This is a genomic window from Xanthomonas sp. 10-10 (assembly GCF_040182365.1).
GTDB classification, from domain to species: domain Bacteria; phylum Pseudomonadota; class Gammaproteobacteria; order Xanthomonadales; family Xanthomonadaceae; genus Xanthomonas; species Xanthomonas arboricola_F.
Genome location: NZ_CP144460.1, coordinates 2,066,597 through 2,082,145, shown reverse-complemented (window position 1 = coordinate 2,082,145; position 15,549 = coordinate 2,066,597). Strand labels below are relative to the sequence as shown.

At 65.7% G+C, this 15,549-nt stretch carries 10 protein-coding genes and 1 pseudogene; 2 read left to right on the top strand and 9 right to left on the bottom strand.

The window, feature by feature from the left end; genetic code table 11:
* The first annotated feature begins 69 nt into the window (after positions 1–69).
* The gene (locus tag VZ068_RS08880; RefSeq protein WP_349657435.1) at positions 70–798 is read left to right on the top strand and encodes a hypothetical protein; all 729 of its coding nucleotides are present in this window, start codon (positions 70–72) and stop codon (positions 796–798) included.
* Between the two features lie 158 nt (positions 799–956).
* On the opposite strand, the gene VZ068_RS08875 is transcribed toward VZ068_RS08880, so the two are convergent.
* From VZ068_RS08875 to ligA, 7 genes and pseudogenes are all read right to left on the bottom strand, one after another.
* A complete protein-coding gene (locus tag VZ068_RS08875; protein WP_349657434.1) occupies positions 957–3,428 on the bottom strand; it encodes a membrane-bound PQQ-dependent dehydrogenase, glucose/quinate/shikimate family in 2,472 nt (823 codons plus the stop codon).
* 222 nt (positions 3,429–3,650) lie between these two features.
* Positions 3,651–6,359, bottom strand: a complete 2,709-nt coding sequence (gene gyrA / locus VZ068_RS08870) for a DNA gyrase subunit A (RefSeq protein ID WP_349657433.1) — start codon at positions 6,357–6,359, stop codon at positions 3,651–3,653.
* A 210-nt stretch (positions 6,360–6,569) separates the two neighbouring features.
* Complete coding sequence (mtnA, locus tag VZ068_RS08865) at positions 6,570–7,634, bottom strand: S-methyl-5-thioribose-1-phosphate isomerase (protein ID WP_349657432.1); 1,065 nt, start codon at positions 7,632–7,634, stop codon at positions 6,570–6,572.
* Positions 7,635–7,676: 42 nt separating this feature from the next.
* A pseudogene (locus VZ068_RS08860) lies at positions 7,677–7,866 on the bottom strand (hypothetical protein); the annotation flags it as partial.
* Between the two features lie 266 nt (positions 7,867–8,132).
* Positions 8,133–8,816 (bottom strand): DUF3011 domain-containing protein, encoded by a 684-nt coding sequence (locus tag VZ068_RS08855; protein ID WP_259153751.1) that lies wholly within the window; start codon positions 8,814–8,816, stop codon positions 8,133–8,135.
* Positions 8,817–9,258: 442 nt separating this feature from the next.
* On the bottom strand, positions 9,259–10,221 hold the full coding sequence (gene epmA, locus VZ068_RS08850; protein ID WP_349657431.1) for an EF-P lysine aminoacylase EpmA: 963 nt from the start codon (positions 10,219–10,221) through the stop codon (positions 9,259–9,261).
* A complete protein-coding gene (ligA, locus tag VZ068_RS08845) occupies positions 10,218–12,719 on the bottom strand; it encodes an NAD-dependent DNA ligase LigA (RefSeq protein ID WP_349657430.1) in 2,502 nt (833 codons plus the stop codon). Before ligA ends, epmA begins: the two co-directional genes overlap by 4 nt.
* A gap of 341 nt (positions 12,720–13,060) precedes the next feature.
* Here ligA and VZ068_RS08840 point away from each other — a divergent pair, with 341 nt between their 5' ends.
* The gene (locus VZ068_RS08840) at positions 13,061–14,185 is read left to right on the top strand and encodes a pyridoxal phosphate-dependent aminotransferase (protein ID WP_349657429.1); all 1,125 of its coding nucleotides are present in this window, start codon (positions 13,061–13,063) and stop codon (positions 14,183–14,185) included.
* Positions 14,186–14,418: 233 nt separating this feature from the next.
* On the opposite strand, the gene VZ068_RS08835 is transcribed toward VZ068_RS08840, so the two are convergent.
* Both VZ068_RS08835 and zipA read right to left on the bottom strand, forming a co-directional pair.
* Positions 14,419–14,802 carry a hypothetical protein gene (locus VZ068_RS08835; protein WP_349657428.1) on the bottom strand — a complete coding sequence of 128 codons (384 nt, stop codon included), beginning with the start codon at positions 14,800–14,802 and terminating at the stop codon, positions 14,419–14,421.
* A gap of 8 nt (positions 14,803–14,810) precedes the next feature.
* The gene (gene zipA, locus VZ068_RS08830; protein WP_349657427.1) at positions 14,811–15,545 is read right to left on the bottom strand and encodes a cell division protein ZipA; all 735 of its coding nucleotides are present in this window, start codon (positions 15,543–15,545) and stop codon (positions 14,811–14,813) included.
* Between the last annotated feature and the right edge of the window lie 4 nt (positions 15,546–15,549).

Below are 15,549 nucleotides of genomic sequence, written 5' to 3'. Positions count from 1 at the left end.
GGTGCGGTGATTGCCCTCAAGACTGGACGTTGCAGGCCGACAATGTATGCAACGTTTCGAGGAATCCCCATGGGCATCCTGATCTACCTGGTGCCTGCTTTCGCACTCTGGGCGCTCATCGCCACGGGGCTGGCGTACGTGCGTGGGCGCCAGCTCAACGCCGAGTACGGGCAGCACGCCAGCACCCAGGACAGTCTTGCGCGCTATCAGGCGGCGCTGTCGCAGCTCAAGGCGCGCGCCGCAGCCACGACGCTGGAGCTGGAATCGCTGCAGCGCAGTTACACCGTGCTCAAGCAGTCGCTGGAGCAGCAGGAACAAAGCGCCGTAGAACAGCAGGGCTCGGACGCGCCCGAGCAAGTGATCCCGATGGTCATGGTGCAACAGCTGGATATCGCCAACGAGATCGGAACGCTGTTTGCCCACGTGGCGCGCGTCGCCCGCAGCCTGCGCCGCTACAGCGCCTACAGCCGCGGTCACAATGCGCCCGAGCCCAGCACCGCACGTTACGATCTGCATTGGCTGGCCGACTGCCTGCACAGTTTCGACCAGATCGGCCACGCGTTGGTACGCGGCAATATCCCCGCATTGATCACCGCCTGCCAGGATCTGCTGTCGATGTACGAGCACTATCTGAAGGACGGCTCCGGCTACAACAGCCGCGATACCTTCCAGCGCCTGAGCAGCGACGTGCCGCTGTCGGAGGCCACCGACGCCATCCGCTCGATCATCGTCAAGGCAACGCTGGCGCAGGATGTGCGAGATGCGGTGCAGGACGATGCGGTGGCAGTGGCGCAGTGAGTTCGGGAATCGGGAATCGGGAATCGGGAATCGTAAGAGCGTGTGTGGCGCGAACTGTGGAGTCACCGCCTGCGCATGGATTGATGGCCTTGAAGCCGCGCCTGGCCAGCGCAAAAAAACGCGCCGTTATCGGCGCGTTTTTGTTTCCACTTCCAGCACTAATGCTGCGGTAATGCGTAGGCGATCAACGCGTCGCCTGCCGGGGTTTCCATGAAGTGGTGGCCGCCGGCCATGATCACCAGGTACTCGCGGCCGCCATAGGAATACACCATGGGGTTGGCCTGCCCGCCTGCCGGCAACTTGGCGTGCCAGAGCTCCTTGCCTGTCGACAGGTCGATGGCGCGGATCAGGTCGTCGGTGGCTGCCGCGATGAAGATCAGCCCGCCCGCAGTCACTACCGAGCCACCGTTGTTGGGCGTCCCGATCTCGATCGGCAGGCCGGAGCGGATGCCGAACGGGCCGTTGCCGCGCGCACTGCCGAACGGGCGATCCCACAGCGTCTTGCCGCTGGCCAGATCGATGGCGCGGATGCCGCCATACGGCGGTTCCTTGCACAACAGCTTGGTGAACGGCAGCCGCCAGCCGGCGTTGACGTTGATCGCATACGGCGTGCCGGCCTGCGGGTCGCCCGCGCCTTCTGCGCCACCTGCATCGCCGCGCACCTGGTCGCGCGGCGCCCAGCCCAGCTTGTCGGCCTTGGCCCGCGGCACCAGCAGGTTGTAGTTCGGCATGTCGTTGTAATTGGCCACGATCACGCCGCGCTGCGGGTCCACCGCCACGCTGCCCCAATCGGAGCCGCCGTTGTAACCGGGGTATTCGATCGAATGCCGCTCGGCTTCCGGTGGGGTGTAGATGCCCTTGTAACTGGCTTTGCGGAACTGGATACGACACACCAATTGGTCGATCGGGGTCATGCCCCACATGTCGCGTTCGGTCAGATCCGGCTTGCGCAACGTGTGATACAGCGAAAACGGCTGGGTCTTTGCGCGCATCTGTGGCTCGACGCCACCGGCGGGCACCGCGCGCTCTTCCACGCCAACCAGCGGCTTGCCGGTGCGTCGATCCAGCACATACAGCTCGCCCTGCTTGCTCGGCAGCAACACCGCCGGCACGTTGACGCCGTCCTTGGGGAAATCGATCAGGCTCGGCTGCGAACCCAGGTCGTAATCCCAGGCATCGATATGAGTGGTCTGGAAATTCCACACCGGCTTGCCGGTGGTGACATCCAGCGCCACCAGCGAGGTCGCGTAGCGATTCTCCTGCGGCGTACGCGAGCTGCTCCAGTAATCGGCGGTGGAGTTGCCCATCGGCAGGTACACATAGCCCAACTGCTCGTCCGCAGCGGCGGTGGTCCACATATTGGGCGTACCACGCGTCCAGGTCTGGCCCGGCGGTGGTGCGCCATTCCAGTCCGGATGGGTCATGTCCCAGGCCCAGCGCAGTTTTCCGGTGATCGCGTCGAACCCTTCGATCACACCGGAGGGTTCGTAGCGCTTCTGTCCATCCAGCACCTGATGGCCGGTGACCACCACGCCGCGCACGATGGCCGGCGGCGAATTGATCGACACATAGCCCGGCGGGGTGTCGCCCATGCCCACGGTGATATCGACCTGGCCATTGCTGCCGAAGTCCGGGCACAGTTGACCGCTACGTGCATCCAGCGCAATCAGGCGTCCATCCAGCGTGCCTTCGATCACCCGCGTGCGGCACAGCGCCGAACCGGCGGTTGCGGCCTCGGCAGCGCCCGTCGTGGTCACGGCCGGCACCTCGTAATACGACACGCCACGGCACGCGGCGGTATACGGAATCGCCTCGTCCCTGACCTTGGGGTCGTAGCGCCAGCGCTGCTTGCCGCTGGACGCATCCAGCGCGATCACCTGGTTGCGCGCAGTACACAGGTACAGGCTGTTGCCCACCTTCAACGGCGTGGTTTCCGCGCCCCAGCGCTTGCTTGGCAAGTCTGCGGTGTGGAAGACCCAGGCCTGCTGCAGCTGCGCGACGTTGTCGCGGTTGATCTGTTGCAGCGGCGAATAGCGCTGACCTGCCTGGCTACGCCCGTATGCGGCCCAATCGCCGTCGGCGGGCGCGTTGGCCGGTTGCACGTCGGTCGTTGCAGACGCTGCCGATGCATCGCCATTGACCAGGCCGCCGACCATCCCTGCAGCATGGGCCAACGCGCCATCGGCCTCGGTTACCCCAAACGGCTTGAACGCCAACGCAAACGCGACTACAAACACCGCCGCCAACACACCCGCCACGCTGCGCGACACCGCGCGCGATACCGGGCGTTGCAGCCTGGGCAACAGCAGCGCAAGCACCAACGCCAGACCGACGATCAGGCCCAGGCGCGGCACCCAACGCCAGTAATCGCTGCCCGACTCCCACCATGTCCAGAGCAGCGAGCCGGCCACCACAGCTGCAAACCACCACGCGCCCGCGTTGCGGCCACGCAACAGCAACACGCCTGAAATCAGCATCGCCGCACCAGCCGGAGCGTAATACCAGGATCCACCCAGCGCGGCCAACCACACGCCACCGGCCAGCAACACCGCACCCAGTACGGCAATCACGCCTGCCAGGATCGCAAGCGCCCAATGGCCGCGACCGGAAGGACGATCCACATTCGTCATCAGTTGTTCCTCTTCGACTCAGCGGCGACGCAACGCCGCCGCACCGCCACTTACCTTCGACCTGCAGCGGTGAAAGCACCGCGTTTTTCGCGGGGATGAAGGGTAAACACTGCGTTGCACATGTCATCGCGTGCAACAAACCAAGCACGTAACACTGGAACGCAAAAAAAAACGCCGGCATTGCCGGCGTTTTCGTTCGACTGCAGCGATGACGCTACACGATCACTCTTCGGTTGCCGGTGGCAGTGCGACGGACTCGGCGGTTGCGCCCGCGTCGTCCGCCACGTCGTCCACTTCATCCAGCGATGCATCCAGGCGTTCGACCGCCTGCAGCTTTTCGCCCTTGGACAAGCGGATCAACGTCACGCCCTGGGTATTGCGGCCCACGCGCGAAATTTCCGAACCGCGTGTGCGCACCAGGGTGCCGCCATCGGAGATCAGCAACACTTCGTCGGTAGCGCCCAGCAGCACCGCACGCACCAACTTGCCGTTGCGCTCGGTGGTCTGGATACCGATCACGCCCTGCGTACCGCGCCCCTTGCGCGGATATTCGGCCAGCGGAGTGCGTTTGCCGTAGCCGTTCTCGGTGGCGGTGAGGATATAGGCCACATTGCCGTCGTCGGCGACTTCAATCACGCCTGCATCGGCGCCGTCGGCGGTGTCGACGACTTCGTCGGCAGCGTCTTCATCGGACTCGATCTCGATGCCACCGGCCGGGTCGGACACGATCAGGCTGACCACTTCCTCGCCCTTGGGCATGCGGATACCACGCACGCCAGTGGCGGTACGGCCCATCGAACGCACGGTGGACTCGCCGAAGCGCACGGTCTTGCCGTTGGAGGCGAACAACAGCACGTCGCGATCGCCATCGGTCAGGGCCACGCCGACCAGCGCATCGCCTTCATCCAGATTGATGGCGATCTTGCCGCGCGCCAGACGGAAGGCGAATTCGCTCAGCGGGGTCTTCTTGACGGTACCGTTGCGGGTAGCGAAGAACACAAAGCGGTTGTCGGCGTATTCGCGCACCGGCAATACCGCCTGCACCCGCTCGCCGGATTCCAGCGGAATCCAGTTGATGATCGGGCGGCCACGCGCATTGGAGCCGGCTTCCGGCAATTGATGCACAGGCAGCCAGAACACCTTGCCGCTGCTGGTGAAGGTCAGCAGCGTGTCGTGCGTGTTGACCAGCCACAGCTGGTCGATGAAATCCTCTTCCTTGGTCGCTGCGGCAGAACGGCCACGGCCACCACGCCGCTGCGCGCGATACGCGCTCACCGGCTGACGCTTGGCATAACCGGCGTGCGACAGCGTCACCACCACGTCTTCCGGCGCGATCAGATCGAGAATATCCAGATCTTCTTCGCTGTGACGGATCTCGGTGCGGCGCTCGTCGCCATACTCTTCGCGGATGTTGATCAGCTCGTCGCGGATCACCTGCAGCAGCACGTCCGGGTTTTCCAGGATGCGGATCAGGCCCTGGATGACCTCGAGCAACTGCTTGTACTCGTCGGTCAGCTTTTCCTGTTCCAACCCGGTCAGGCGATGCAGACGCATTTCCAGGATCTGCGCGGCCTGCACTTCGCTGAGCTGATAGAAACCATTGGCCAGGCCCACGCCGGGCGCCAGGTCTTCCGGCTTGGAGGCCTCGGCGCCGGCCGCGCCCAGCAGCGCACCGACCAGACCCGGTTCCCAGGTCTTGGCCAGCATGCGCTCGCGCGCTTCCTGCGGGTTGGCCGAGGTCTTGATCAACTCGATCATTTCATCGATGTTGGCCAACGCAACGGTCAGGCCTTCCAGCACATGCGCACGCGCACGCGCCTTGCGCAGTTCGTAAATGGTGCGGCGGGTGACCACCTCGCGGCGGTGGCGGATGAACGCCTCCAGCATCTGCTTGAGGTTCATCAACTGCGGGCGACCGTCGATCAGCGCCACCATGTTGATGCCGAACACCGACTCCATCTGGGTTTGCTGGTACAGGTTGTTGAGCACAACCTCGGCCGACTCGCCGCGCTTGATTTCGATGTAGATGCGCATGCCGTCCTTGTCGGACTCATCGCGCAGCTCGCTGATGCCTTCGAGCTTCTTTTCCTTGACCAGCTCGGCGATCTTTTCGATCAGCCGCGCCTTGTTGACCTGGTACGGGATCTCGGTGACGACGATCGCCTCGCGGCCGTTGTCGGCCACTTCCACATCGGCCTTGGCGCGGATGCGCACGCGGCCGCGGCCGGTGCGATAGCCCGCGGCAATGCCGGCGGTGCCGTTGATGATGCCGGCGGTGGGGAAATCCGGGCCCGGGATGTATTCCATCAAGCCTTCGACGTCCAGCTCGGGCGTGTCGATCAGCGCGATGCAGGCGTTGATCGCCTCGGTCAGGTTGTGCGGCGGGATATTGGTGGCCATGCCCACCGCGATACCGGCCGAACCGTTGACCAGCAGGCTCGGGAACCGCGTCGGCATGACCGTCGGTTCCAGTTCCTTTTCATCGTAATTGGGCTGGAAATCGACGGTTTCCTTGTCGATATCGGCCATCAGTTCATGCGCCAGCCGCGACATGCGCGACTCGGTATAACGCATCGCCGCGGCGGAGTCGCCGTCGACCGAACCGAAGTTACCCTGGCCGTCCACCATCATGTAGCGCAACGAGAACGGCTGCGCCATGCGCACCAGCGTGTCGTACACCGACTGGTCGCCGTGCGGATGGTATTTACCGATGACGTCGCCGACGATACGCGCCGACTTGAAGTAGGCCTTGTTGCTGTGGGCGCCCAGTTCGTGCATCGCGAACAACACGCGGCGGTGCACAGGTTTGAGGCCATCACGGGCATCGGGGAGTGCGCGGCCCACGATCACGCTCATGGCGTAATCGAGATAGCTCTTGCGCATCTCGTCTTCCAGGTTGACCTGGATGATTTCCTTGGCGGTTTCTGCCATTCGGGTTCCGTAAGTGAGGTGGCGGGCGAGCCGGAAAGCCGCGTCGGGGGCGCCTTAGTCACAGGCTGCCGACCCCACGCTCCCGCCGATCGATTCAAGCCCCGGATTGTACCACGAAGGGGCTTCCCGATACCGTCGCTTTACGGCCAGAAACAAGCACTTGCGGGGATTTTGGCGGGACGTTGGCGGCAACCTTGCCGCCGGTCCGGCTCAGCTGCCGAAAGCGGCCTGCATCCGGGCCGGATCGGGGTGCTCGATCACCCCTCGCTCGGTGACGATGGCATCGATCAGTGCCCCCGGGGTGACGTCGAACACCGGGTTCCAGGCATGGATGCCCTCGGCCACGGTCCGCACCCCGCCCACGCCGAACAGCTCGCCGGGATCGCGCTGTTCGATCTCGATCTGATCGCCATCGCTGGTGGCCATGTCCACCGTCGACGACGGCGCCACCACCATGAACTTGACCCCGTGGTGGCGTGCGGCAATGGCCAGCTGATAGGTGCCGATCTTGTTGGCGGTATCGCCGTTGGCGCAGATGCGGTCCGCACCGACGATCACCCATTGCACCAGGCCGGACTTCATCAGATGCGCGGCCGCCGAATCGGCGATCAGGGTGGCATCGATGCCGTCCTGCTGCAGTTCCCACACAGTCAGGCGCGCGCCCTGCAGCCACGGGCGGGTTTCGCCGGCGAACACCTTGGCGATGCGTTGCTGCGCCATGCCGGCGCGAATCACGCCCAGCGCAGTGCCGAAACCGGCGGTGGCCAGCGAGCCGGTGTTGCAGTGGGTGAGCACGCCGCTACCCGGCGCGATCAGCCCGGCACCGAGCGCGCCCATGTGACGATTGGCGGCCAGGTCTTCATCGGCGATGGCCTGTGCTTCGCGCGCAATCACCTCGCGCCAGTCGGCACCGGCCGCGCCCAGCACGCGACGCATCCGCATCAATGCCCAGGCCAGGTTGACCGCGGTCGGGCGCGCAGCATTGAGCCGCAACAGCGCCGGTTCGAGTCTCTGCAAGGCCGCACTGCCATCGTCGGCAGCGATGTCGCGCGCCCCCAACACCACGCCCCACCCGGCCGCGATACCGATCGCCGGCGCACCACGCACGGCCAGCGAATGGATGGCCTCGGCCACCGCATCGCTGGTCTGGCAACGCACATGCTCCACCACGAAGGGCAGTTTGCGTTGATCGAGCAATTCCAGGGCATCGCCGGTCCACAACAGCGGACGGATGTGGTCGTAGCGGGCGTAATCGATATGGGCGCTGTCGTTCATGCGTCTATTGTAAGGCGCAGGGGCGGTGCAGTCAGTGGGCCGTCAATGGGCAGCTCGCAGCGCGCACGGCGATGCGTAAGCGCAAACGCCCGGTTGGTTGAGGGCGCGGTGCCCTCGCCGCTCGCGGGACACGCCGTGAACCCGTCCATGGGGGCTCGGTGGCGGCATCCATGCCGCCAACGGTCCCGCAATCGGCGAGGACACCGCACCAGACAGTTGGCTAGTGGTTTATTGAAGAACGAGGGCAGCGCGTCGCTGTCTGCCGATTGCTTGTTGCAAACCACGCACGCCGACCATCTCGACTGGTCCTTGCCGCCCAGCGTCGCGGGATCTTACGCGGCGTGGACGGCGTGACAGCTTGCGAGGACGTACCTTCAGCACGTGCCGGGATGGTGGGCGGGCAAGGACGCTGCGACCAAACCACAGATCAGCGCGCTACGGCGCAAGGCGACATCCCGCTCAATACTTAGGCCGACACCCAACGGGCTTGTCAGCCGCTCAGTCGACGATGAACTCGGCGCGGCAACCGTCGTTGACCCACACCCCGTCGCGGCTCCAGCCCCAGGTCTGGCCCTCCACGCACGGCGTTCGGGATATCTGCCGGCCCAGGCGCACCTTGCGCTCCACCGACACCCCGCAGGTGCGGCGCGTGCTCTTCTTCGATTCGCAGGTGACCATGCGCGGCACCGCCACGAACCCGGAGCCATCTTCGGCACCGACCTCGAACTCGCCGTCGCAACCGCGCGACACCCAGATTTCGTTACGGCGCGTTCCCCAGGTGCGGCCTTCCTTGCACGGCCACATCGAGCGCTGACGCAGCAGGCGTACCGGCGCGCCGCGCAGCACCACCGGGCACGCGACCTTGCCGCCATTGGAATCGCAGCGCACCACGCGCCGCATCAAGGTAGCCGCAGGCGCAGCGGTGGCGAATTCGGCACGGCAGCCCTGCTCCACCCACACACCGTCGCGGTCGACATCCCATTCGCTGCCGCGGATGCAGCTGGTTTCGGAGAGCTGACGGACCAGCTGCACGCCGCTGGCGACATCCATCGCGCAGTGCACGCGGGCCAGGTCCTTGGATTCGCAACGCACCACGCCCGAGCCCCGCTCGGCGGCACGCGCATCAGCGAGCATCAGCAGCGGCAGGCACCACAAACCGCATAAGCTGATCAGCCACTTCATGCCAACAATCCTCACCCGAAACGATCGACGTCGCGCCCCCGTGGACGTGAAGATGAGAGCATCATCGATGTGAAGATGGCAATACGGCGGCGATGACAACCGGATGGCAGCGTCACGCCATCGTGGTGGTCGCACTGCCGGGTGCGGGCGGTATTGCTTGCATGCAGTGAGTTGCACCGATTGGATCTATGCCGTGATCGGTGCTGGCCCACTGCGGCCTACAGCGACGCGACAACTGCATTCCCATAGTGAATCAGGAGCGGCCAAGAACGCCTGGCAAGTCGTCGTCGGCTGGGCATGAACAGTGCGCTCGAACCGGAGTGACGCGCGCAACGGGCACTACGTACCGCGCCGAGTACCGCCTACACCCGCCTGGCGATGCGCGCAGCCAGTTCGTTGGCCGCTCTCGATGCCTGCTACGCCGCCACTGCCTGCCAACGCATCAGGCGCGCGCGAAGTCGAATGCCAGCACGTCGGCAATCTGCGTAGTGTCGCGCAAGGCCATCAATAGCCGATCCACTCCCACCGCCACGCCGGCGCAATCGGGCAGCTGCGACAACACCGCCAGCAGGTGCTCATCCAGCGGCAACTGCGGCAAGCCGCGCGCCGCACGCACGTTGTTGTCGCGGATGAAGCGGGCCCGTTGCTCCCGGGCGTCGTTCAATTCGTGGTAGCCGTTGGCCACTTCATAGGCGCCCAGATACAGCTCGAAGCGCTCGGCCACCGGCGGGCTGTCGTGACGGATCCGCGCCAGCGCGCATTGGCTGGCGGGCCAGTCGTGCACCACGGTCAAGGTATCGCTGGCAAAGCCCGGCTGGAGGCGATGGGTCATCAACAGGTCCAGCCAATCGTCGCGCGTCAGTCCCTGTGGATCGATGGCGACGTCATTCAGTACTGCACGCAGCGTGTCGACCGGGTCCAGCAAGGGGTCGATGCCCAGGCGTTGCACGAACAGCTCGCGATAGCTGAGCACCTGTACCGTCGCTTGCCGCTGCACCAGGGCCAGGGCGCGCTGGACCAGCGCGATGGTTTCCTGGGCCAGGGCGCGGTCGTTCCAGCCCACCCGATACCACTCGAGCATGCTGAATTCCGGATTGTGCCGGCCGCCGGCTTCGCCATTGCGAAACACGCGTCCCAGCTCGTAACAATCGCCCAGACCGGCTGCGAGCAATCGCTTGAGAGGATATTCCGGCGAGGTGCGCAGCCAGCGCACCGGCGCGCCGGCATCCACGTGCCCGCTGAAGCGAGTGCTGAAGCTGTCGATGTTCGGTTCGGTGTTGCCGGCCTGCGACAACACCGGCGTCTCCACTTCCAGCACGCCGCGCTCGGCAAAGAACGCGCGAATCGCGGCATTGAGCTGCGCGCGCAGTTGCAGCGCGGCCAGATCCAGTTGCACTGCCGTCATGGCTGTTGACCGTGCTCGCCCAGGAAGGCCAGCAGCCGTGCTTCGTCCCAGATTTCCACACCCAGCGATTGCGCCTTGTCGAGCTTGGAACCGGCCTCTTCGCCAGCCACCAGGAACGCGGTTTTCTTGGAGACGCTGCCGGCGACCTTGGCGCCCAAGGCTTCGAGCCGCTGCTTGGCGGCATCGCGCGTCAATGCGGCCAGGGTGCCGGTGATCACCACGGTCTGCCCGTCCAGTGGACCGGACTGCACGGCCTCGGCTTCCGGCAGGCGCGCCAGCACCGTTTCCATCGCCTGCTGCGCCGATGTGGCGAGTGCCGCGTTTTCGGGGCGATCCAGCCATTGCAGCAGCGCGGCGACCACCGGTGCGGGCACGCCGGCCTGCAGCAAGGCGTCGCTGCCGGCAGTGCGCAGCGCATCGAACGACGGCACCGCTGCCGCCAGTTGCTGGGCGCGCACCGGCGTCACCTTGGGAATGTCCATGTCTTCCAGCACGCTGGCAAAACTCAGGGCATCGCGCAGCTTGGGCGATGGCGGATGTGCATCACCGATGCGCACGCCACGTTGCAGCAAGTCGTCGATGGCCTGCTGATTGCCCGGCTGATCGAGAAAGTGCCCGAGCGAACGAGCTACTTCGCCACCGATATCGGGCACGCGCTTGAACAGCGGCCACGGCAGATGGCGGATCAGCTCAAGATCGCCGAACCAGGCCGACAAGGCCTTGGCGGTGCTCTCGCCCACATGCTCGATGCCCAGCGCGAACAGGAAACGTTCCAGCGTGGTGTCGCGCGATGTTTCGATCGCCTCGATCAGGTTCTCGGCCCATTTGGTGGCGATCTTGCGGCGGTTCCAATCGAAGCTCGGCAGCCCCGCACGCAGCAGGTCGGCCTGCCAGCTCTGCGGCGCCTCGCGCTCGCCGGCCAGATCCACGCCGATGCTCGCCACGGTGGCCTCCAGCTGCGCATACGCACCGGTTGCCAGATGCTCGCGCGCCTCACGCAAGAACGCATGCGGGCTGTCGGCGGTGCTGATCAGTCGCAATTGCAGCAGTTGATCGACGCTGAGCAGATACAGATCGGCCACACCCTGCACCAGCCCGCTATCGACCAGCACTTCGATGAATTTTTCGCCCAGGCCATCGACATCCATCGCGCGGCGCGAGACGAAATGCCGAAACGCTTCCTTGCGCTGCGCCGGGCAAGTCAACTCGCCCGAGCAGCGCCACACCGCCTGGCCTTCTTCGCGCACGATCTCCGACCCGCACACCGGGCATTGGGTGGGCATGCGCCATTCCTGCGTGCCCGGCGGGCGCTGATCGGCGACCACACCGGCCACTTCGGGAATCACATCGCCGGCACGGCGCACGATCACCGTATCGCCCACGCGCACATCCAGCCGCGCGATCTGGTCGGCGTTGTGCAAGGTCGCGTTGGTGACGATCACGCCCGCCACATGCACCGGCTTCAGTCGCGCCACCGGCGTGGCCGCACCGGTACGGCCGATCTGGATCTCGATCGCCTCCACCGTGGTGGATTGCTCCTGGGCCGGGAACTTGTGCGCGATCGCCCAGCGCGGTGCGCGCGAGACAAAGCCCATCTCGCGCTGCCCGGCCAGATCGTCGAGCTTGTAGACCACGCCGTCGATATCGAAAGCCAGCCCGTCGCGCGCCGCTCCGATGCGTTGGTAGTACGCCAACAGGCCGTCGCCGCCCTGCACCACCTCCACCAGCTGGCTGACCGGAAACCCCCAGTCGCGCAGCTGCGCCAGGATGGCCGAATGCGTCTGCGGCAAGGCACCGTCGCGCACCTCGCCCACGCCATAGGCAAAAAAGCTCAGCGGACGCTGCGCGGTGATGCGCGCGTCCAGCTGCCGCAGCGAGCCCGCCGCGCCATTGCGCGGATTGGCCAGCACCTTGCCGCCTTGCGCGCGCATCTGCGCGTTGTACGCCTCGAACGCGACGCGCGGCATGTAGACCTCGCCGCGCACCTCCAGCACCTTCGGCCACCCCTGCCCGCGCAGGCGCAACGGAATCGCCTTGACGGTGCGCAGATTGGCGCTGACATCCTCGCCGGTGGCGCCGTCGCCACGGGTCGCACCCTGCACGAATTCGCCGTCTTCGTAGCGCAGGCTGATCGCCAGGCCATCGAGCTTGGGTTCGGCCGAGAACACCGGTTGTTTGAGCTCCAGCCGCTCGCTGATGCGCCGGACGAACTCGTTCACTTCCTCGTCGCTGAAGGCATTGCCCAACGACAACATCGGCATGGCATGCCGCACCTCGGCAAAGCGCGACGCGGCCAGATGGCCCACCCGTTGCGTTGGCGAATCGGCACTGGCCAGTGCCGGGTGCTCGGCTTCCAGCGCCTCCAGCTCACGCATCAGGCGGTCGTAATCGACGTCGGCCATCTGCGGCTCGTCGAGCACGTGATAGCGGTAGTTCGCGTCTTCGATTCGACGACGCAAGGCGTCGATGCGCTGAGCGGGATCCGGGCTGACAGTCATACGATCGCTGGGCTGGCACTTGGCCGCCCATTCTAACGGTCCGTGCCGATGCGCAAGCGATGGTGGGCGTGACCACGACGCCCGACATGCCCCCCTCACTGAATGGACCGATGCAGGCAACCGCAAGGCCGGAGGCGATGGCGCTGCTGGGGCCTGGGGCGCAGCCGGCCAGCAAACCCGGCAGGAGGTGCCAGAGCGCAGCCGGCCTCGACGGGCTTTCTGGACCAACGGCTCTGCCCGCTGACGGCCGACAGCCTACCGCCCGGGGATTTCCCGATAGGCAGACCGGCACAAACCCGCTAGCGTGGCGCCCTCTTCGCCGCCCCATCTGGAGCTCACCCGTGTCGTTGCCCGTCTCGCGCCGTTCGTTTCTCAGCCTTGCCACCACTGGCGTGGCGGTCTCCGCATTGGGGCTGGCACCCGCGGCCGAGGCGGCCCGCAAGCGCGCTGCCGCTCCGGCAGCGCCCGGCGTGGCCGCGGCGGCCGGCACGGTGTACCTCAATCTCAACGAGCACCCGCTTGGGCCCGCTCCGGCCGCGCTGGATGCCGCAACGCGGTCGTTGGCGCGGTCGGGCCGCTACCTGCTGGAGATGGAGCAGGACCTGCGCAATCTGATGACCGGCGAACTGCAGCTGCCCAACGACCATCTGGCGTTGTTTGCCGGCTCCAGGGATGCGCTCAACCGCGCCAGCAACCTGTTCACCTCGGCGCGCGCCGGCCTGGTGGTGGCAGACCCGAGCTTCGACCCGGTGATCGACAGCGCCACTGCGCGCGGCGTCGCGGTGCGCAAGGTGCCGCTGCGGGCCGACGGCGCCCACGACGTCAAGGCGATGGCCAAGGCCGACCCGACCGCCGGCATGATCTATCTGTGCAACCCCGGCAACGCCACCGGCAGCATCACCCCGCGCAGCGACATCGAATGGCTGCTGGCCAACAAGCCGGCCAGCGCGGTGCTGGTGGTCGACGAGGCATACATCCACTACAGCAACGAGCCGTCGGTGGTCGATCTGGTGCGTCAGCGCCAGGACCTGATCGTGTTGCGCAGCTTCTCCAAGCTCTACGGCATGGCCGGTCTGCGGCTGGGTGCGGCGCTGGCCCCGCCGGGCCTGCAGACCAAGCTCGCCAGCTTCGGCAGCAACCCGCTGCCGGTCCCGGCGATGGCCGCCGGCATCGCCAGCCTGCGCGATCCGCAGCTGGTGCAGACCCGGCGCGCCGACAACGCGCGCGTGCGCGATGAGACCGTCGCCTGGCTCAAGAGCAAGGGCTACACCTGCCTGCCCACGCAAGCGAACTGCTTCATGCTGGACGTCAAGCGCGACGCCGGCGTGTTTGTCGATTCGATGCAGAAGCAGGGCGTGATCGTCGGCCGCAGCTGGCCGATCTGGCCCAAGCGCGTGCGCGTGAGCGTCGGCACCGAGGCGGAGATGGTGCGGTTCCGCGAGGCATTCACCAAAGCCAAGCGCTGAGCACTGAGCATTGCGTGGTCATCCCTTCTCCCTTCGGGAGAATGTACCCCGAAGGGGCGCATGAGGGTGCGCCTCGAAGATCTGCCAACACATGTCATGACAAACGCGTCGCCACGCGCCGTCAACAGTGAATCACCAACTGCGCCACAGCTTCGCTCCGTCCCCGCACCCCGGCCCGCGCTTGCGGCGCGAAAGCCGTGCTTGCTCGTCCCGCAGGGAGAGGTGCGTTAGAGCTACCGATCCAACGCCTCGCGCTGCGGTGTGCGCAGCGTGCGCCGGATCCAGCAATAACTGATCACAAAGGTCAGCACCATCGAGCCGGCATTCCACAGCAGCAGCTCACGCAACAGCGGCGGGCCTTGCAGGATATGCGCGTAATAGCGCCGATCCAGCAGCGCGATCGCATGCGGCAGGAACACGCTGATGAAGGGCGTCGGCACCGGGGCAACCAGCAAGGTGATGGCAGCGGCAAAGCTGCCCTCCACCCACGGCGAGTTGCGCGGGCGTTTGCGCAGGCGCGCGGTGATCAACGAAAAGATCCACAACAGCGGCATTGCCAGAATCGTCCACAGCACCAGCAGCAATGCCACTGCCAGCATGCCCTGCAGACTCAACATCGCTCAACTCACCAGCGCGGGGATTTGGTCAGCGGCGGTGCCTGGTGCTGACGATCGTAGGCGCGCAGTTCGTCGCGGATATGCGCAACGCGCTGACGGCCCAGCGCATTGCGGCTGTCATCCAGTACCACGCCGTCCAGCAACTCGGCCATGCGTTGTACGGTTGGCAGCATCTTTTCCCAGGCATCCAGCGCGGTCATCGGCGCCGGCAGGGTCAGGAAAAACGCGATCGCCGGCGTCTGCATCTCGCGGATGTTGGCCATGTCGAAACTGCCCGGCTTGAGGATACTGGCCATGCTGAAGATCGGCCCGCGTTCCGGATGCCCTTCCACCAGGCGGTGGAACACATTCATATGGCCGAATACCAGGCCGGTCTTTTCCGCAGCGACCACCACATCTTCGCCACGCAGGATCTGACCTGCCTTGGCCGCCACGAACAGCGACACGATCTTGTCGAAGTCCTGATTCGGGCGCTTGCCGACGTCGTTGCCGCCGGCCGCATCCTGCTCGCCCAGGTCGAGCTCGCTCTGTTCGGCACCGCTTTCGCTGCGCTCGAACGCGTCTGCGTCAATCCCCGCATCGCCGGAAATCACCGGCTCGCGGCGTTCGCGCGGTTGGCTCTCGTCCTTGTCGACGCGACGTCCCTGCGGCGACTTCTTCGGGCGGCCGAACAGAAAAATTGCAGCGACCAGCAGCACTCCCGCGATCAGGATCCCGATCCGGATCATGGCCATGTCGGACATTCAG